The sequence below is a fragment of the Mesorhizobium sp. P2_C4 genome (assembly GCF_056404575.1).
This window is the reverse complement of the sequence record NZ_JBFUDT010000001.1, coordinates 276862-295920: the sequence shown is the minus strand read 5'-3', so window position 1 is coordinate 295920 and position 19059 is coordinate 276862. Positions and strand designations below refer to the sequence as shown.

Here is a 19059-nt window from a genome sequence, read left to right as displayed (position 1 = left end):
TTGACGCCTAGTTAGGTTAAAAGTAACATTAGCTACCTGTCAATAGTAACTTTGGGGGACTTAAATGGCACGGCTGGCTTTTGCCGCCTTGGTGGCGGTCGTATGGTCGTTTTCCGGAGATGCAGTTTTTGCGCAGGCTGACCCTTGCCCTGGACTTCAAAATACGGCTGAGGCAATTATTAGTCCCGACAAGTATGCTTGGCAGCTTTTTGTTGAGCTCAACACCCCAGTCGATCCGACAACCAAATGTCCCGACCCCGGGAAACCCTTTGGCGCTGAGGGTACTGTGGTTTGGGAGGCTTGGAGGAATGTTCGATCGGGCGCAGCAGACGCTGTCTTTCCGCCAATGGGTGCCGACCCAGGTGAATGGCTGAGCACACCAGTTGTCACAGCGCGACTTGAGTCCGACATGGAGCCCCTGCGAAAGCAGCTCGTGCTTACCACCTTGCAAAACTTCGGCATCAACGGACTTCAGGTCGCCTTCGATCCCGTTGTCGGCGAAGGCAACGAGGTGAGGATGAATAGGGCCGCCTTTGAGTTCGTTCGGTCAAACAAGCTTTTTGACAAGCGAGAGCAGATGAGATTGGCGGGCCAAGGAACGGCCTTGTTGGCGTTTCCTTTGGCGGCGAAGGAGGTGAAGGCGACGTGGAGGCGGATTCGGGAGCAGGATAAGCCGCGCTACCATTGGGCCGTTGTAAAGGATCAGAACGGCAACGAAGAAATTTGGGGACTAGTGGGACTGCATATAATTACGAAAGACCTCCCTAAGTGGTTCTGGGCAACGTTTGAACACGTTGACAATAAGGTGGAGAATGCGCTGCCGCCAGGTGGCGGCACACCGAATGAAGGCTGGAGACTTCGGTCTGTTGACAGATATTCCTGTCCGAAAGCTCCTTATGATTGCGAAGCTATTCCGAAGAACATAGGCATTGAGGGGACCAAGTGGGAGAATTATCGGCTGCGCGGGACGCAAGTGGATTTTGTTACACCTGCGGGGCGACCAACGTTGTTGGCCGACTCCACGATAGAAAGAGGATTTCAGGAGCGGTCTTCATGCATCACGTGCCATTCCCGAGCAACGATAGACAAAGATGGGAAGGGCGCGGGGTTTGGATTGGACGCTGGTGTGCCTAATCCTGACTGGTTTGAAGACCCAGCCACAGGCGCGATGCGTTTTATGCAAAATGACTTTGTTTTTTCCTTGGACAGGGCGTCAGAATCGCCGAACTAGTGAGTTGGAAAGATGAAAACGCTCGTAAGCCTAATAGCATGTGCGATGGTTTGTTTGTCGGCCGGATCTTCATCGTCGGCAGGGCCGGATGTCATTCTCGGTGAGATTGATGGTTCCGTGAGTGCCATCATAAACGATGATGTGTTCGCGGGCTTCGGGACGACCTCATGCAACGCCGGAGACATGCCGTTGCAATGGACGGCACTTCCAAGCAACGAGCATCCCGTAATTGGGCTCAGCCTTTATCGCCTCGCCGATGGTCGGCTCGAGCAACTAGGGCAGTCTTGGGTGAAACATGGTGTATTCGCGCTGGAGCAAGACATCTGTAATCTTGGGTGCCAAGCCACCGGCGGAGGCAATCTTTTGGGTCCCGGCTGCTCCGATCCTTACGGTGCCACGATGAATCGCGGTCCGAAGCTTGGATCGCGCTCGGAAGTCAATCCCGTGACGGGAAACTACGATGGCGCAAAAGTGAAGGGCACCCTGGACCGCATTGGTGGCAGCGGATGGGAACGGAGTATCCAATTAAAAATAGCGGATGTTGTGCGCCAAAACGCCAAATATTTTGTCGAGGGTCAATATATTACAAGAGACGACGCGATTGCCGGAAACGGACTAAACAATGTGTCGTATAGGCAATTCGACGTTATTGAACGAAATCAACGAATATTTTTCGCAAGTGAAGGTGAGACTGTGCGTGAGAGGCCAGCGATTTACACGTGGGACGGCGCTGAGCTTGAAAGCATTGACACCCCCGAGGCGGAATTCCAAGGAAAGCCAATACTTGCCAGGGTCATCGTTGCGTCCAAGGCAACTAGGCTAACCGAGACACGGTATCGGTATGACTATGCGGTCTTTAACATGAACAGCGAACGAGGCATTGGATCGCTCAACATCGCAATTGCAGGCTCGAATCCTGAAGCCTTCGGGTTCCATGCTCCAACTATCTATGAGGACGGCTGGTCACAGGACCCATGGAAGGTTGAGACCGACAATGGAAAGGTAGTCTGGTCTACCACCCAAAAATCCGCTGCCGGCGAACTGGGAAACCCTGTGAGATGGGGCAGTATGTACAACTTCTGGTTTGAGGCTGAAGCGAAACCTGTGCAGGTCGCGGCGTCCGCAGGCAAGTACAGTTCGGGCGAGGGCCCAGACGCCATCCAATTCAACGTGCTGGCACCTGGGCAACAGTAGATAATGTAACGTAACCCGGCCAAAGTGGCAGAGTTGATACCAGTTCGTCATTTTATGAGCGCCGGGGTTGGTGCTCTATTGCGTACCTGACAAGGAGGCAAACCTGTGACCTCTGCCTTCGGAGAGCGTTTTTGGCGTTCAAACTGAATTGCTGCTGGCAACGATGGCGCCGAAATCAGATCTTTTTTTAAATTCTGAGGGTGAAGCGGTTGCCGTTGGTGGAGGCATGACTCGCTTCATTCAGCTATCTAGCTACGCCCGATTAGGACATCGACCGCCAATTCTTTGGCGGCATGTCGCAGCAATATCTGCATGAATTACGATCGCGGTTGCAAACAACACTGAAATGCGCCAACTTGACGAAGCCTTTGGTTCGCTAGCCGGCGGGGTCGGGCAACTTTACACGCCGTGTCTTACGCTTGCGCAGGCTGTGGGGGGTCGATCGATGAAATCTTCGATTGCGGTGACGTTGGCCGTAATTGGCATATTCGGGGCGGCGACCGCAGCGGCTGCCGATGACAAGATTGTCTGGGTCGAATACCCCGAAAGTGGCGTCGTGCTAGGGCAGGGCTATGACCTACTCGAGGATAGGCCCGCAACTGGCACCTGTGTGGACTTTGTACCGGTGCAGGATCCCTCGCAGTCGATGCAGTACCGCTTCGACGAGGTCACTTCGAACACCCAGGTGCAGAGCGTTACCAACATAAGTGCTTCGGGCAGCATGAAAATGGCGGTCCTCAAGGCGACCGCCAAACTGAGCTTCCTGTCGGATGAGAAGTTTAAGCTTGAGACGCAAAAGTTTCTGCTAAGTGCAAACGTCATCAACTCAGCACTTTTCGCGGCTCCGTCGGTCGACTTCAAGAAGGGTGGCGAGGTGGTCGGCGGGAAAACCAAGGAAAACCCGGCGGGCAAAGACTATTCTGATTCGTCCAAGATGGTGCTCAAGTCGGATGCGTCAATTTTCGACGCTGAGCGGTGCGGCCAAGGCTATGTCGGCGCCATTGTGAGTGGGGCGTCGCTAGACGCGTTCCTCACCATGAGCAAGTCGGACGCTGAGAGCTTGGCCGACATCAAGGGAAGCCTTGAGGCGGACATCGGCGGAATTTTCCAGGTGAGCGGGAGCTTCGGCCAGAAACAGACATCCTCTTCCATCCAACAAAATACCTCGGTGTCGGTGTTCAAGACCGGCGGTCAAGGCTCTCAAATTGCTTACGACCTAGCCGGGCTAAAGGCGGCCGTCGCGGCGATGCCGCTTGAGGCGGCGACAACTCCGAAGCCAATAAAGATTGCGATAGTCCCGTACCAGATGTTGGACAAGATCCCGAGTCAGCAGACTTACAGCGCGGAACTCTTCAGCCAAGCCGTCGCGGCTTACTTTCTGGTTTCGGATGTCTTCCAGAACACCGGCAGTGCGATCGACAGCTACCAGAAATTCTCGGAAGCGGCGACGGCGAAGCAGCCGCTCTTTCGCAAAGATCTCCACACTTATGTCGACCTCAATGGCCGGGCCATGAAGAGCGCGAACCAACTTTCACAAATTCTGGTGATGTGTCAGGCGGCGATGGTTAAAGCCAACAAATCGCTTAACGATTCCGATGCTAAATCGAACGCTGCGCACGCCCAACTCCTTGCGACAAAAGTAGGTGTCGATCCCGAGCACGAAAAGCGACCACCTTGGTTGCGTGCAGTGACGATGGCCCAAGGTTCGAGCGTGGACGAAAAATTCATTGATGCTGTGCGCGTTCTGACGACTTCTGTAGCAGCTGGACAAACGGACGACGACACCAAGCAACTCCGGGAATGCGGTTCCAACGAACCGGGGACGTTTCTTGGCCTTGCCATCGATGACGCGATATCGCTCGCGGCCGAGGAATTGAGCGACCGCCCGATCTACTGGGCTGATCTCGACATTTATCAAAAGGAGATGCTTCGTCCGATCGCGGCTGAGGTAGGTCTTACGAAAACTGTCGCTGAACTCACCAAAGAAGCGGCGCCAATCCTTACGACTTACTCGGCCGACTACCGGACCCAAAAGATGCTTCGCGACATATGCGGCAAGAGCTTTGCGCATCCGATCTGCGGAGTGAACATAGCCAGCTTCGTTACTAGCGCCGCGCCCAAGATTGTCGAGGGCGATTTCAAACCGCTGCAGCTTGCGCAGGATGTCATGAACGAAGAAAAGACCGCAGGCACAAGCACACCGTAGCCGAGGAGATCTACTTGAGCGCGCGATTTCTTGGCCTTCTGTTTGCGTATGCCCTGCTCGCGGTTACGGCGCGAGGCGCCCAGCTCGAGCAGGTGGTCGCCCCCTCCGGAGCTCCGATAATACCCGCAGCAGAACCGTCCGTCCCCCCAGATTCTTCATCGTCATCCGTCCAGTCGCCGGCCACGTCGCCATCGAGCGAGCCTTCGGAGGCCACCGAGTTGCCGACTCCAAAACCAGCTATCGTCGAGACCTCGTGCGTGTTTAAGGCCGGATCCCGTCAAACATTCTCGTTGACGCAGACGGAAGGCAAGAAAGACAGGCTTCTCGACCTTATCTACAAGCGTTGCGCGCTTAAGATCGACGATGACGGGGTTATCTCACTATCGGTGGACGTGCAGGCACAACTCAACGTAACGGCCGACGTCGCGAGCTGCAGTTCTTTTCAAATTGGAATGCTGTTCGAGGGTGAAGCTGACAGCGCCCATATCGGATGGCCCGGCTTCAGAAAGCTTATCATCGCCTTGCCCGTCGCGAACATTGACGGAGACAAGCAGGATCTGAGCTATTTTGTTCTCAACGACCACTCGTCCGACCAGCCGATCACGATCGCAGACACCATTCTACAATCGCAAAGTTCGCCGAACTATCCCGATCTTTATTGGGGAACAGCCCTGATATTACAGGAAGAGCGAACTGGCCCTCTTGCTACGGCTATTCGTAACAATACGCCGGTGCTGAGCAATGCAAAGGATGGAAAACCCGACCTCAAGGTCGAGGTTGCAGTCGCCCCATTCACTCCACGCGGTTGGTGCGTTGTACGGGAACCGAATGGACAGTTGCACAAAGCGGTATTGAATGCATCGTAGGAGTCCAGGATGACGCGGCGGTTACTCGTTCGAAAAATCTTCGGCGCCTTGGCTTTCGCAATCGTGGGGTCTGCCACGGCGGCTTGGAGTGCGGACATTGCGACTCCGGACCTGGTGGGTCATTCTAAGAGAGAGGCGATCGCCACGCTCAAAAGTGCGGGGCTGGCCTACGACCTGACCATCACTAACGAATGCGGGCAAGCCGACGTCGTCTTTAAACAACAGCCTCCCCCGAACACCCCTGTGAAGTCCGGTGCGCATATCCTGCTCTGGATTACTCGGGGGAGCAAAATCGTTCCAGATGTGGTCGGAAAGACGCTAGATCAGGCTACGGCGATTTTGCAGGGACAGGGCCTAGCAATCGACTCCAGGGAACGCTTGCTGGAAACGGGTGACCTTAAGTGCCCCGCCCTTACTCCGACGGACTTTGGCGTTGAACTAAATATCGTTTCCTCACTGCCGGCGGCGGGGGATCTTCTTTGCAGTCCCACCGTGCAGGTTTTCAGAATTCACAGGATCAATGTCGGTTCGATGAGAAACGCCAGCGGCATTTGCCCTTAGAGTGTCGGTTTTTAAACCGCTTAAGGCCCGGCACCGATAGCGGGCGCGCGGACTGATGGATACGACGGTCCATGCGGAGGGTAGGTCGAGTTGCGATTGTTGAGTTGCCCTGACGTGCCCCGCTTCCGTAAACTGCCGGTCGGCTGTCGGCCCCTGCCGATCTCCAGCCCGTACGCCTCAGTTGAAATGCGACGTTGCACACGAGCTCGCATCTGCGTCTGCGAAACGGTCGTGTTCCAGACATAAGTCAGCAACTTCGACGGACTTTTTCCAGACTAACGTCCTGGCGCCGGGCTACCTTCCGGCTACGGCGCGCTCGATGACACTGCGGATTTGGCAAGGCATAAGCGGCCGTGACGGCCATCGTTCGTAGCGCCGCTCAGTTCCATATGGACTCCTTCGACACGGGCAGCGCCGCACCACGAAAGTATCGAACAACTAACCGGGAATACGGAGGCAACTTCCGGCCGTCCGGCAACTCACCGTCATCCCATCCGCTTCTCGACACGTACCGACCTGGCCCGATCTCGACGACCTCTTCGGAGATCCGCTCGTAGCGCGAGGATAGCGGCTCCGGCCCCTTTCCTCGTCATGTAGTGGGGCGTCACCCTTTGCCAAGTAAAGTAAACTTGAGGTTCAATGACTCATTGTACGTCTGCGCGGCTCCGGCGCCCAAGGAGATTTCCTTGACCGGCTCGACAAACGATATTGTGCCACCGGCTGAAACATTGACGGTGAAGTCAAAATTATACTCCTCTACGCTAACAATGCCAGGACTTGTCTTAAGTTCGCCGAGTGTTGTGGTCAGCCGTTGCAATATGCCTAAGTTTTGGCTAATCCCGAGCAAATTTATACGTTTGTCAGAGCAATTCCTATAAAAGCTCGTGTCCTGCTGACCAGGTGAAGGTTTCGGCTTTTTAAAATCTGCCACGATGTCTTTGACCAGAAGCAGCCTTGTCCCATTGTTGTATTGGAAGTCTGTGCTAGATACCCCCACACCTGGAAAAGCACCCGATCCAAATAGCAGTCCTTTGGACTTCCCAGTGTTATAAATGTTTCCTCCGATGGCAGCTCCCGATTCCGACGTGGATTTCTCGCCTAGAGTCAATTCCACGGCGTACTTTCCGAGCGGAAATTGCTTGGCGACGTCCTTGTAGTCCCCCTCTTGCAACGTGTTTACACTCACAACGGCTCGGTACAGTTCACATTTGATGCGAGCGAACACCTGCGCTCGTGGAAGTGAATTGGGCGTTCTAAACGACGGAGCGCCGCAGCCGGAAACGATGAACGAAACACACAGGGCAAATGCTAAGCTCTTAGACGTCGATTTCATGTGCCTCCCCCGAAAGCCAGAATGTTGACGTATTTTAGTTGTATAGTAAGTTACGACTGAGTAAAGCCTAGTTTCATAGGAGAAACTGCAATGAGAACCATTATTTTTTCTGTGATGTGGCTCGCAATCGCTTTTACGCTATCGCCGACGTCGTCGCGCGCCGATGGTAATAGCAACCTAGACAAGGTTGCCACATGCGTGCAAAAGGCCAACGATACGATTAGCGATGGGGAGAAGCTGCAGCAAGCTATTAAGGCCTGTCAGAGCAAAGGCGCTCTCCCCGCAAATCCGGGCTATGGCACCGAGATTCCCGGGCAAGACACGCTGTTTATACTTAGGAATGGTGATAGCAAGTAAGTGCGCCGGGTGCCCTCCTCCGAGCCGGGCCAAAATCCGTCACGTCGTGAGAAACCGTTGATCGCGCCGATTAACCGTAGACTTCAGAGAAATCTAATTAGGTTCTTTGCCGTTTGTGGATGGAATCTCTTACCGAGGCTGGTGACTGCGCCCTTGCAATTTAAATGCCGGGCCAAATCTGAGTAGGACATCATTTGCCACGTTTCGGGCAAAGAATGCCGAATTTGGTTGGCAAAATCTACTGCCCTCGCTTTGTTAGCCGCTGCCAGCACGCTCCCATTCTTTCCAAGCACGGTTCCTCGGCGTTTGGCCTGGGCAAGCGCTGCCTTCGTCCTCTCGGAAATTAGCCGTCGTTCTTCCTGGGCCAGCGCCGCAAAGATATGCAGCTGAAAGTCGGTTGCGTTGGGCATTTCAGCGACGACAAGCTGGACTCCCCTCTCCATCATAGATGCGATGAAGCTGACACGTCGTGAAAAGCGGTCTAGGCGGGCGATCAACAGGGATGCTCCCACTCTTTTTGACGCGATCATCGCTTTTGCCAGTTCAGATCGTTGATCGTTCCTTCCTGACTCCACCTCAACGAATTCAGCGATCAGTGCCCCATGGGTCGCGGCAAACTGCCGGACCACCAGCTGCTGGGCCTCTAAGCCGAGCCCGGACCTTGACTGCCTTTTCGTGGAAACCCGGTAATAGCCGACATATTTCATTGAGCCTCGTCAAACATAAACGCTGGTTTATGTTTTAAGGACTCCTCCCTAAATGCGGTCCGAGACAACACCGCTGGTGTTCTCACGATGGCTTTGAGCCGCGCAGCAGTCGTTCGGTGATCATGCCAAAAGTTCTGCAAGCAGACATCTTGGGAACGACAGGGCATAGCCGGCAGGCGCGAGCGACCAACCGAGCGCTGGCGTGGCTTCATTCCACCAGTCCAGCGTCCGGTTGCGTCTGCGTCAAGCGGTTGCCTGACTTCGGCTAAAGAGGAGCTGAAACATGTCGCGCAGCGTCGCAGTGCGGGCAGCGTGACAAGTTTTTTCGGCACTGTCCAAACGCCTGCCAGTAAATAGTGCTACCAGCCGGTACTCATCAACTGGACGAAATCACGTCGAGACAAGACTTCTGTGCAGTCACGCCAGTCCTTATCCGTAGGCTCTGCGGTCGGCTTATAACGAAGATCAAAGCCGGTGGCTTCCCGCTGAGCATTTATGTACTCGTCCATCTTCTCGCCAAGGGTCTCGATATCTTCGATCCACTCGTCTTTGATCGTGTCCGGCAACGAGCCGAACAGGTTGAAGCGGTCGCGCATGCGTTCTGATAGCCGGTCGTAAACTTTTTCGTCGACGGTCTGCTCATTCACGAGATTCAGCATGTCGACTTTCTCGCGGGTTTGCCCGAAGCGCTTGATTCGGCCAATGCGCTGCTCAAGGCGTGTTGGGTTCCAGGGCAAGTCTATGTTGATGAGAGTGCCCAACGTTTGGAGGTTAAGGCCTTCGCAAGCTGCGTCAGTTGCTACCATGATTTTTATCTCATGCTCGGCAACCATCTTCTTTAACGTTTCGCGTTCTATGCTGACGCTTTCTCCGCTCTGATACAGGCGACTGCGTGAAGCGCCGGCATAGAGACCGATTGCTTGCTCTGGGTTTCTGCTCGCCAGCTCATCAGCGACCCACTTCGCTGTATCGTAATATTGGCTGAAAATTATCACACCATGGTCCACCCATTTCTCGTGGTCCAAGAAATGGATCACCGCCTGAAGCTTTGGATCGCTTTGAATTCGCTCTAAACGTTCAATAAGCCGCTCCAAGGCAACCTTCTCGTCCGAGGTTTCGACTGCCAGCTCGATGACTTGTTCTTCCGTCTCCTCTTCGACGGTGTGACCCGATAGGAGCATTCTAGCCGTGTTGAGGCCCGCAGCGATACTGGAGCAAATCCGTTGCTCCATGAGGTTCTTCATGAACCCACTCCCCTTGCCTCTGCGCGAGAGAGCTTTCCCGAAAGCCCTCGCCTCCCGGTAGGCTTCCCGGAAATCATCATTGGTACGAAGCGCCTTTCCTTCGAACAGGGCATCAAAGCGCTGGACATCCCGGATGAATTGCCGGTCAGGATGCAGATCGACGCCAATCCGAGGAAGGAGCCCGGCATCTTCGAGGTCGGCTCGCTTTCGCAATACGATGTGGCGCGTGAACGGGTTTTCGCGCTGGAAAAACGTAGCGCCGGACATTTCGCGCTCCAGCTCCTCCTCAAAGATCTCCCGAGTGTCTTCCGACAAATCTATCAGTGCTGCGCTGCACTCCGTCTGCATGTCTGGAAGGCCAAGATCCTGCCGGACGGCGCTGAAAAGCCTTCTCGCTCTGGGCTCATCCGTCGAGTTGAGGACGGGCAATGGCGATCGGAGAAGCTCCCAGCCTTGATCGGGGTCAACAATTTCAGTTTGCCCAGAAATAATGGGAAGAACCGCATCAGGCTGATGCCACCTAGCAAAATCGTTTCCTAGAACAAAGCGCCCCTTCCCCTGATGGAGAATACGCATCAGATCCCACAGATCCTCCGATCGTGTCTGGATGGGGGTGGCAGTTCCTAGAAGCACATGATCGCTTCGCTCCGCGACAGCCTTTGCAAACGCTAGAAGCTCATTAGGTGTGCCTGCGTTCCGCCCGAAGCCTTGGCGACTGCGCGCCTTGTGCGCTTCATCAAGGATGACAAGACCAAAGCGGAGTCCCAGCAGATGCTGCTTCTCCAGGCTATCGCGCATCATAAGGCCGGTAGACACGATACCAATCCGCAGTGGACACCGTGCGATGTGCTCTCGTCCAGCCGGGGAGATGGCGCGGTCGTCATAGTCTAGCCAGATCTTCCTTTGGGTCTCCCAGCGGGCGCAGGGAATACCCAGCTTGTCGATCATTTCGGTCTGCCATTGTTCGCAAAGTGTTGCGGGCGCAAAGATGACGACCGGTTTCTGCCCAGCTTTCGCTTGATCCTGAAGGAGGCATAGAGCGAGAGCTGCAGTGCCTAGGGAGAGGGTTTTTCCAAGGCCAACTTCATCTGCCAGTAACAGCCGGACGATCCCGTGATTATAGAAGTGACGCAGGCACTCGGTCAGAAACCCTTGCTGCCAAGGCTGGAGTGAGAAGCCCTCTCGATAAAGGGGCGATTCGATCAGGGCTGCCGGCGCGATGTCTTCCGGATCGTCGATCTCGTCAAACAATACCTCGCGACGATAGCCGCGCCGATGAATCTCTCGAATGACGGCGCGCGGCAGCTCCCTGGAAGCTCTCCAGAGGAATTCAAACTCTTCCTCAATCCAAGCGACGCCTTCGGGAGATGAGTCCTCCCATAGGATTTCATAGTGACGCTGCCAGCCACTTCGAGTCTCGTTCATTGACCCCATGAAGCCGAGCTTCCGTCCGTTGGCACATTCGATCACACCAGCTTTCCCGTGCAGGAAGCCGCACACATCGTTGGGTGCCACACGTATCGCCTGACCGTGGTTCTGAAGAAACGCGTCCAGCCGACGGTACCGCTCGCGGTTCAGAAGCGCCTCCGCCTCGAGAGAACGTTCGTTCCAGCGCCCGATCATCTTGGCTTCGCGCAGCTTTGCAACCCTCAGGTCGTCCGGGTGTATGTCGACGTTGCAGACGATCTTCACTTCCGGAATATGATCAAGCAACTCGCCGGCCACTTCGAAAAGCGAGCTGGTGAAGTAGCCAGCAATCCGCTTGTAGCTGCGGGCGCCCTTGAGGTGTTCGAGTAGCACCGTCTGATCGAGACGATGTGTCCGTGAAGAGAACCTACGGATAGTCATGTGCTCGGTCCCTCCCCGTGCGCGCTATTGGCTGAACGCGCGGAGGTTCTTCAGACGCCCGCCTAGGATCTCGGCAGCGTCCCGCACCTTTTGCTCAAGAGCCTTCCGTTCGATGAACGAAAGTAGGTTAATCAGCAGCGGACGGACCTCCAGGAAGTCTGGTAGATCTTCCTGGATTTGGCTCGCGACCACGGGGGGCTCGACTTCTGCTAGAAGTTGCTGCAGTCCGATGATCAGCCGCCCGAGCCAGGTCGGCCCGATCTCAGTGCTGTCCGTAAGGTCGCGAGAGGCGAACTCGGTCACGCGCTTGAGGCGCGCGCTGTTTGCAGCCATGTTCGCCATTACCTTGGCATAGTCGGCAACCCGAAACGCCTTCGCGAAATTTTGGTAGTTGTCGAGCTTGCTAGCGCCTGTCGTCTCCATATCCATCATACGGAAGTAGAACCGTTGGATGCCGGTCAGTCGGGACCATGTTTCCGTTTCCAGCCCCTCAGGCACGAGAAGGCTGTTGGCCGCTTCGGCCGCTTGTTGGACGATCTCATCGACGACCGTCTCCTCGCCGCGTTGACGCGGGCGCAGCGCGAAACTCGTCACGTCGTCTCCGCCGATATGGGTATAGGCCGTGAGCACCTTCAGCGCAGCGGCGTACCCCGCCATCTGGAGGTCGGAGTCGTTGAAGACCGGCTCGCCAAACTTGTCCTTCACCTCTTCATTGAGGTGCATCATGCTTTCGATTTGCCGCTCCACCTCGGTGCGGACGGCGGGTAAAATGCGTTGCTTGAAGCCGGAGCGCTCGCCGGCCGGGCGCTTGCGCAGCATCAGGATAACGGTGCCCTGGACGTAGCCGCCCTTTTTGAGCTCGGAGGTCGTCTCCGTCGCGATGTACCAGGCTGCCACAACCTGAAGGCCGGCGGCCCAGAAGATGCCAACCATGTCGGACCATACACCGGAGTCCTGATGGGTGAACATCACACACTGCATGCCGTTGTCCGGCATGTGCTCGGCCATAGCCCGATACGCATCGACCATGCCGCGTCTGAAAACGTCCCCCGATCCCTTTATAGCTAGCGCCCGGCGTGAGTCCCACGTCCAGTCGCGGAACTCATCGGGCGGGTTCCGCCGCAGCCAGGCAATGAAGAACTCGGTTATTTCGTGATACATCACTGCATCCGCGTATGGCGGATCAGTAATCCAGTATTCACAAATCCCTGGCGCCTCGGAGGCTGGGTGAGCTTCGATCGTCGCCTTGCGGTGAGGTATGCTGCTTAAAGAGTAGTCCGGAAAGAGAAACTTTTCCAACGATGCGAAGCTTCTGCAGCCGTAATTGTAGATTGTGTTGAGTGCTTGGTTTGTGAACACATTTTTTGGACCCTCTCTGCCTCGATCAGAGCTATCCCAGGAGCAAAGTCGGGAACTCCAGCTCAGCCCTGAACTCAACCCCAGCATGAGTGCCGGATGGCCAGCTTCCATCATCTTTTCTTTAGCGATTGCAAAGAGGAGGATCTGTCTAGGGTTAAATAGGTGGTGCCAGTAAGACCATCCCCGTGCAACGATGAGGTCCCGGCCCTGATAGCGCGGTGGACCGCCGACCTCTATCTCCATATCTGGGACAAGGCCCTTCTCCTGCCAGTCGATCAATCGCTCGCAGACGATTGACGTGATCTTTTGCTCTACCGAGAGATCCTTTTCGGTGGGAGCGGCAAAGAAGGTCTCTCGACGACCACCTAGTGTTTCATGCTTTATCCATTGAATGCAGAACAAACGCTCTTGGTAGATATCGGTTTCGGCCGGGGCCACATCCGACTTCGTCCACCGGCGAAGGTTGTTCTCGAATGCCCCATGGACGTTCTGGCGGTCACCTCTCAGCGTCTTAACTGGGGTTCGATAGGTTTTCCCATCTATTTCGTAAACGAGAGTTCCGTCTCGCACAGTCCCAAGATCTGCGGCATCCATTTCTTCCTGGCTTGCGCCGGATGCGATTTCGATATCAAACCTCCTGTTCTCGCGATCGGGAACGAGTCGTGCAACAACGTTCCACGTTCTTGATATGACCCAAGTCCATGACATTGGGATGAGCCACCCCGTTTCAGGACACATTGTTTCAAGACAGTAGAGGTATGCCTTTGCTCGGTTGCCCTCAGAATCATGCTCGACTCCCAATTGCTGAATGGTCGCCTCAATCGACCCAGAGACATCGCGCTGAACCAGCCTGAGCGCTTCGTTCTCATCCGGCTGCGCGCCAATGACGTTGATAGCTCCCCAGCTCAACATGCAAGCAATTGGGTTAAGATCAGAGGCTGCTACCTCCGCGCCCAATCGCGCAGACTCAAAGGGAATTGATCCTCCTCCGGAGAACGTGTCGCCAACTCTTGGACGCCGTCCATATCGCAGAATGCCGAATTGCTCGACAAGTTCATGGAAGGAATTGGCGCTTACACCAAGTTCTGCATAGTATGAATTAACGACCTGCCAAACTGGCTCATACAGCCACGCTTCATCTACTTCTTCTGGTCTTTTGCACAGAATTGCTTTTGACTCGTAGGTCTTATAGGTTCTTAGAGCCTTTTCAATAACAGTAAGCTTCTGGATCTCGCTCAGGTCGCGGCGCCACCGAAGTGATGTTCCATGCTCCGCCGGATCGAACGAACCTTGGATAGAAGCGATGGGGTCTTCGGCGCCTAGGCTGTTTCTTCCGGAGAGCGTAAAGTAATCCCATAGGTTTCTCAGCTCCACGCGCTGTGCAATTTCATTCGGTTTAATGCCGTTGTGTTCGAGCGCGCGCCGGGCCAAGCTGTGATCGTCAAGAGCCAGCAGTTTCTCGAATATTTCGAGATCCATCTTACTGTCGTCGCCCCTTGGCAGTATCGTTCCGAGCAGTATTGCCCGGACAAGAATTAGAGGTTTTCGCCCCTTCCAATACGATCCGAGAGACGTCAAGGTTTGACCTGCGCCTGCTTTCCTCTCACGCTGCGCCTCAAAAGAAATTTTTTGCGCCGGAAATACCGTCTCAATCAGTGCGGGCGCATCTTTGAGCGCAAGGGGCCTTAGTTTGGTCATTTAGCTCTCTTCATCGAATAGATCCAGGGTGGGCCGGTAACGGTCCCTCTCGATTTGTCGCCTGGCGCGGGGCTGCATGACATCGCTCTGCGCGACGTCTCCCAGCGCATGCCTGAGGGCAAGTCGCCAGCCGCGGCCGGCGTCCTTGACCGTTCCGGTGGCCACGGCAGTCATGCCGAAGAGCCACCAACGTTCCTCCGGCCGAAGCGCCAGCCAGTTGCGGACAGCTATGGGGATCGTATCGACCTCCATCTCCTCCACTGCCCACGCCAAAACGCACAGCTCCTTCCCGAGCAGACGGTCGACCGGGTTTTCACCAACTTTCCAAGCGGATGTCTTGAGCCCGTGCGCCTTTAGCCGCGCGTTAAAGGCGCGTTGGACTTCGCTACGGATTGCTGTCCAGCGTGGGCGGTCAAGCACGACGCGATCCATGACTGCGAACTCGTCGCTGCTGGCCTGCATCCCGAGGTACTCGCTGATCTGGACCTTGCCAGAGTTGGCGGAGGGGATCGTGACCTTGAAGTGATGAGGGTTCGAGGTCGCAGGTACGCCAAACCCGAGCGTCGGCTTACCATCACGGCTGTTCCCGGCGTCCTGGTTTGTTTTCTTGTCTGCTGCCTGCCCCCTCGGCATGCTCTACGCCTCCTGTACCAAGTCACCCGGTTTGAGGTCGAGACCCGCGATTTTGGCGAACTCCTTCACGGCAAACCCGTTCTCGAACTGGATGCCGTCGCTGATGGTTATGGCGACAGGCGCCTGATTTTCCTGAAGGACTTCGCGAAGGCTGTTGACCACGCCTTCGATCATGGCTGCCGTCACAGCGCGCTCTTGGAAACGGACAGTAACGGTGTTCTCGCCTTCACCAATCTCAATACGAACGCCCTTGAAGTGTGTACTCGTGTTGTCCTTGAACTTGTTGATGACCGCGTAGACCCGGTCGGTCGTATCGAGGGAAACGCGCTTTCCCTGAAGTCGTGCTGGCTTTGTGTCGTCGATCTGAACCCGTTTGTCACCGCTCGCGGGAATTTGGAAATCGGCCGTCTTGTTAGCCTCGCCAGCCCGGGCGTAAACGAGCAGACGGATAGCTTCGGGTCCGATCTCGAACGGCTCAATGTACTCGATGCCGTCCTTGGGATTGGACCCGTCAAGCGAATAGGTGATGGCCGCTCGGGGAGTGGATTGCAGGGTGACATGGCGCTTGTCAGCAGCGGGGTCGACCTGGTGCCGGATCTTCAGCTCCGCTATCCAACGAACTGGCAGGCCGCTCTCAAACTTCCCCGTTGGGTCTTTCACCCAGAAATAGAGCGACCCTTCACCTGTGGAAAAGTTATCCAGGTCTTCCACCTTTGGATCGGCTTCAGTGACCGCCGGCCTTGGCGAATAGTGGACAATAGGGCTGTCGCCCGCGTTTCGCGGTGTCAGGCTGAGTTGGGAATCCCCCGTATCTGGGTTGCTGCCATGAAGGGACACGTTCACCGCAGTTGTTTCTTTCGGGAACGGCCCTTTCTCGATGTAGCCGTCCTCTCCAAGGCGCCACCGTCCTTGCTTGAGGGCCTCAGCCTTTAGAGTGTCCAAGCCTCCGGAGCCTGGCATCCATGGCCACACGGGGAGGCTTTTCGCGCGACTAAGTACGTCTTTCCACGGAGTTCGACGATTGTTTTTCCCGGAAGGCCACAGGTATTCCTCGGCCATAGCGAAGTACTGGCTGAAGTCCTCTGCCAAATCTAGCGCTAGCTTGTAATTGGCGCGTGGGCTGGCGAGCAATTTCTCGATCTGAACTTCGGCCGACTGATCCCCTTCACCAATCTTGAGTCCGTTATCGATAGTCACGGCCACTAGCCGCTCGCTTCCATCAGTCTCCTCAAGCGCAGGGTAGTAAAGACGATTATAACCGGCCGATAGGGCCTTGTGGAAACGGTCGGCCGCATCCTCGAAACGATCCCGCGCCTCTTCATAGAGAGTGTCTCCAGGCTTCAATCTTTTGGAAATCTGCTCGATCGCGTATAGCTCGCGGAGGCGGTCTTCCACAGCGTCCGCCAGATGACTGTCCTGACCTGTCAGAACCAGTAGATTGTTCTTCTCTTGCTGATAATCGAAGAAGTTCTGAAGCTCACTTGGAGGCACGCGCCCATCTGGACGGATTACGATCAAGATTCTTGGTCCGGTAAGGCGTAGTTCGTCCAGTTTCGGAAGGACCTGCAGCTCTTGGTATGCGCGCTTGCTGGCCGGTTGCAGAATGCCGGTCAGCCGATTGATCAAAGCCTGATCGATCTTCGGCTGCGGAATTTCCTTGGCGGTCCGCTCGATTTGGCGCGAAAGGTTCTCAGTCTCCTTGACGAAGAAGCGCTGCTCCTCACGATGCAGGTACCAGGCTTGTTCGCGCAAACGTTCAAGCGCAGTCAGGAACTCATCGGGCTTCCGGTTTGGAGCCGCGAGAAACTCAATGATTTCGCTGTCAAATAGACCAATTCTCCCGCCAACCGCACGCGAGAGCGATGATGCCAGCAGCAGGGTCATAACCTGCTGAGCGGCGTCTGCGCCCAACTCATTATCAACGGTCTCCGAGATCGCGTTTCCACTATCTGCAATGTCTCGGGTAACGGCAGGCAGTAGCTTGGGGGCAATACGCTCGATCTCATCCCTGACTTGGTCGTCATTCAGATCAAGGTGTTGGGTGCCTATCAGGAAGACATCATCCAATGGCCGCTGCTCAACGCTCTTCAGTAGACGAGCAGTGAACTGCATGAGTCCACGCGTCTGGCGGAAACCCTCGTTTTCCTTGAAGAGTGCGACAAGGTGCTTGAAGGAGGGATGGAAAGGGTAGGTCTCTCGAACCTGTTCGGCGATTTGCTCGATGCTTGAAGCAACGATATATCCGCCATCCTCCGCCTTCTTGACCTGCTGCGCGTACTCCTCTGCAACTTCAGAAATCGTCCTCTCATCAGGTAGCTTGTCGATCAGTCTTTTTTTGAGAATCTCGTAGATTTCGTTCCCGGCGAGCTGCACCGGAGTAATTGTCATTGCTTGACGCCGCGCCTCCTGCTGAAGGTTTGCAATAGCTTCAGCCAACGCCTTAGTCTGCGATTTGTAGCTTCCTGACAGGTTAGCAATCACGATTGCACAGTTGGGGAGCTCGAGAGCCGCGCTCATCAAAGAGCTCAGGCTGTAGACGACCATATCTGCCAATGTACCGGCACCTACCGCTTGAGTCGCAGCATTTTGGAGATACGGCGGGAGCTCATCGAGGAGTATCAGCGTAGGGACGTCACCGATAATTTCCTTCCATTTCCGCTGATCAACGGCCTTGGGGCCGTTCGCCCAATACGACCGGATCGCCTCCTCGGCATCGAGTTGAGAGGCGATTTCCCCCCAGATATAGTTGTTCGGACTGTTTCGACCGTTGAATGCGGCAATACGTGCCTCTCCGAACGAAATTCGTTCGTTGAGATCGCTCGGAAGAACTTCCGGCCGGAGATGTTGATGACGCGCCAGAAGGCCGAGGGCGATCATCATGTGCGTCTTACCACCACCCATGGCCTGGGTCAGTTCAAAGACCGCTTGATCCGATTTTCCCGACAGACGCAGCATCCCCTCCTTGAAGAGCTGCTCCATTCCGTGCGTGACGTAATTTCGCGCGAAGAAGTTCCTCCCGTCGCCATTGTCAGCAATCAAGTCAGCAAGATTCTCGATGCCTTCGGCCATCCGGTAGTCGCGGATCACCTGATTAAATGCGCATGCCTGCTTGACCGTCCTAATCATTCTGCCTGGTCCCCCTGACTCTCGGACTTGGTTGCGCCGTTCACACGAAGGCCATGTCGATGGCAGTAATCGAGGATCATCACCTCGACCATATTTGCGATGGAGCGATGCTCCTCCTGCGCGGCCGCGCGAAGCACTTCTTTCACGCTTGGCTCGATTCGGAGCGTAAGCGTTGCGGTCTTGTTCACCCCCATCAGGGCCTCCCAAGAAGCTGCGGATGTACTGCACATTGCAGTATCAGACTGCAGTCCCTAATGCGAGGGCCGGCAGAGGAGTATCGACCCGCTGTCTGAAACCCGGCTGCACCGCAAACGAAGGCAGTAACCGTTGGGGACCCAGCACGGGCGCAACGCGGACTTGCAAAGGTCCGGCAGTTTTCGGACCATCACGTTTGGATCAACGTCTTGGGCATGTCCAGTCACGAAGGATGAGGTACAGGCCAGCGCTAATTAGCCGATTCGCCGCCCGCAAGAATCCGTTTCTCAACTGCGGATAAGTCACTCTTGCCTAGCAACAAGTTGTCTCAAAAGACCTCAATGACGAGCTCCGGTGGCAATCCTTGCTCGCCGCTTAGTTAGCTATAATGTTGAATAGAACCCGCCACCGGCCGAGTCAGGCTTCTGATCGATTCTGCGACTTGCCGTCTAACGGTGATCTGCAGTTGAACTCGCGATTGCGCTTGCGTTCGTCGCAATA

General features: G+C 55.5%; 13 protein-coding genes. 6 read left to right on the top strand and 7 right to left on the bottom strand.

Annotated features, from left to right (window positions below; translation table 11 throughout):
- Positions 1-64 precede the first annotated feature (64 nt).
- The 5 genes from AC1DX6_RS01525 to AC1DX6_RS01505 all read left to right on the top strand — a co-directional run bounded on the left by AC1DX6_RS01525 (position 65) and on the right by AC1DX6_RS01505 (position 6058).
- Complete coding sequence (locus AC1DX6_RS01525) at positions 65-1231, top strand: hypothetical protein (protein WP_477310544.1); 1167 nt, start codon at positions 65-67, stop codon at positions 1229-1231.
- 12 nt (positions 1232-1243) lie between these two features.
- The gene (locus AC1DX6_RS01520) at positions 1244-2425 is read left to right on the top strand and encodes a hypothetical protein (protein ID WP_477310543.1); all 1182 of its coding nucleotides are present in this window, start codon (positions 1244-1246) and stop codon (positions 2423-2425) included.
- Between the two features lie 445 nt (positions 2426-2870).
- Positions 2871-4631 carry a hypothetical protein gene (locus tag AC1DX6_RS01515; RefSeq protein WP_477310541.1) on the top strand — a complete coding sequence of 587 codons (1761 nt, stop codon included), beginning with the start codon at positions 2871-2873 and terminating at the stop codon, positions 4629-4631.
- A 14-nt stretch (positions 4632-4645) separates the two neighbouring features.
- Positions 4646-5497, top strand: coding sequence for a hypothetical protein (locus tag AC1DX6_RS01510; RefSeq protein ID WP_477310539.1), 852 nt, complete (start codon positions 4646-4648; stop codon positions 5495-5497).
- A gap of 9 nt (positions 5498-5506) precedes the next feature.
- Positions 5507-6058, top strand: coding sequence for a PASTA domain-containing protein (locus tag AC1DX6_RS01505; RefSeq protein WP_477310537.1), 552 nt, complete (start codon positions 5507-5509; stop codon positions 6056-6058).
- Between the two features lie 604 nt (positions 6059-6662).
- On the opposite strand, the gene AC1DX6_RS01500 is transcribed toward AC1DX6_RS01505, so the two are convergent.
- Complete coding sequence (locus AC1DX6_RS01500; RefSeq protein ID WP_477310535.1) at positions 6663-7391, bottom strand: hypothetical protein; 729 nt, start codon at positions 7389-7391, stop codon at positions 6663-6665.
- Between the two features lie 90 nt (positions 7392-7481).
- Between AC1DX6_RS01500 and AC1DX6_RS01495 the strand changes: the two genes are divergently transcribed.
- A complete protein-coding gene (locus AC1DX6_RS01495) occupies positions 7482-7748 on the top strand; it encodes a hypothetical protein (protein ID WP_477310533.1) in 267 nt (88 codons plus the stop codon).
- Between the two features lie 83 nt (positions 7749-7831).
- Here the strand turns inward: AC1DX6_RS01495 and AC1DX6_RS01490 are convergent, their stop codons facing one another.
- The 6 genes from AC1DX6_RS01490 to AC1DX6_RS01465 form a co-directional block, all read right to left on the bottom strand.
- Positions 7832-8455, bottom strand: a complete 624-nt coding sequence (locus AC1DX6_RS01490; protein ID WP_477310531.1) for a recombinase family protein — start codon at positions 8453-8455, stop codon at positions 7832-7834.
- A 359-nt stretch (positions 8456-8814) separates the two neighbouring features.
- The gene (locus tag AC1DX6_RS01485) at positions 8815-11547 is read right to left on the bottom strand and encodes a phospholipase D-like domain-containing anti-phage protein (protein ID WP_477310529.1); all 2733 of its coding nucleotides are present in this window, start codon (positions 11545-11547) and stop codon (positions 8815-8817) included.
- Between the two features lie 24 nt (positions 11548-11571).
- A complete protein-coding gene (locus tag AC1DX6_RS01480; protein WP_477310527.1) occupies positions 11572-14604 on the bottom strand; it encodes an anti-phage-associated DUF1156 domain-containing protein in 3033 nt (1010 codons plus the stop codon).
- Positions 14605-15237 (bottom strand): anti-phage-associated DUF3780 domain-containing protein, encoded by a 633-nt coding sequence (locus tag AC1DX6_RS01475; RefSeq protein ID WP_477310525.1) that lies wholly within the window; start codon positions 15235-15237, stop codon positions 14605-14607. It abuts the gene before it with no gap.
- 3 nt (positions 15238-15240) lie between these two features.
- Positions 15241-18363 (bottom strand): anti-phage-associated DUF499 domain-containing protein, encoded by a 3123-nt coding sequence (locus AC1DX6_RS01470; RefSeq protein WP_477310523.1) that lies wholly within the window; start codon positions 18361-18363, stop codon positions 15241-15243.
- Positions 18360-18557 carry a type II toxin-antitoxin system antitoxin gene (locus tag AC1DX6_RS01465; RefSeq protein WP_477310521.1) on the bottom strand — a complete coding sequence of 66 codons (198 nt, stop codon included), beginning with the start codon at positions 18555-18557 and terminating at the stop codon, positions 18360-18362. Before AC1DX6_RS01465 ends, AC1DX6_RS01470 begins: the two co-directional genes overlap by 4 nt.
- Positions 18558-19059: the final 502 nt, after the last annotated feature.

Excerpts from the sequence above, each read along its gene's own strand:
- AC1DX6_RS01525 (WP_477310544.1), top strand. The coding sequence starts at position 65 with ATGGCACGGCTGGCTTTTGCCGCCTTGGTGGCGGTCGTATGGTCGTTT.
- AC1DX6_RS01520 (WP_477310543.1), top strand. The coding sequence starts at position 1,244 with ATGAAAACGCTCGTAAGCCTAATAGCATGTGCGATGGTTTGTTTGTCG.
- AC1DX6_RS01515 (WP_477310541.1), top strand. The coding sequence starts at position 2,871 with ATGAAATCTTCGATTGCGGTGACGTTGGCCGTAATTGGCATATTCGGG.
- AC1DX6_RS01505 (WP_477310537.1), top strand. The coding sequence starts at position 5,507 with ATGACGCGGCGGTTACTCGTTCGAAAAATCTTCGGCGCCTTGGCTTTC.
- AC1DX6_RS01500 (WP_477310535.1), bottom strand. The coding sequence starts at position 7,391 with ATGAAATCGACGTCTAAGAGCTTAGCATTTGCCCTGTGTGTTTCGTTC.
- AC1DX6_RS01495 (WP_477310533.1), top strand. The coding sequence starts at position 7,482 with ATGAGAACCATTATTTTTTCTGTGATGTGGCTCGCAATCGCTTTTACG.
- AC1DX6_RS01490 (WP_477310531.1), bottom strand. The coding sequence starts at position 8,455 with ATGAAATATGTCGGCTATTACCGGGTTTCCACGAAAAGGCAGTCAAGG.
- AC1DX6_RS01485 (WP_477310529.1), bottom strand. The coding sequence starts at position 11,547 with ATGACTATCCGTAGGTTCTCTTCACGGACACATCGTCTCGATCAGACG.
- AC1DX6_RS01480 (WP_477310527.1), bottom strand. The coding sequence starts at position 14,604 with ATGACCAAACTAAGGCCCCTTGCGCTCAAAGATGCGCCCGCACTGATT.
- AC1DX6_RS01475 (WP_477310525.1), bottom strand. The coding sequence starts at position 15,237 with ATGCCGAGGGGGCAGGCAGCAGACAAGAAAACAAACCAGGACGCCGGG.
- AC1DX6_RS01470 (WP_477310523.1), bottom strand. The coding sequence starts at position 18,363 with ATGATTAGGACGGTCAAGCAGGCATGCGCATTTAATCAGGTGATCCGC.
- AC1DX6_RS01465 (WP_477310521.1), bottom strand. The coding sequence starts at position 18,557 with ATGGGGGTGAACAAGACCGCAACGCTTACGCTCCGAATCGAGCCAAGC.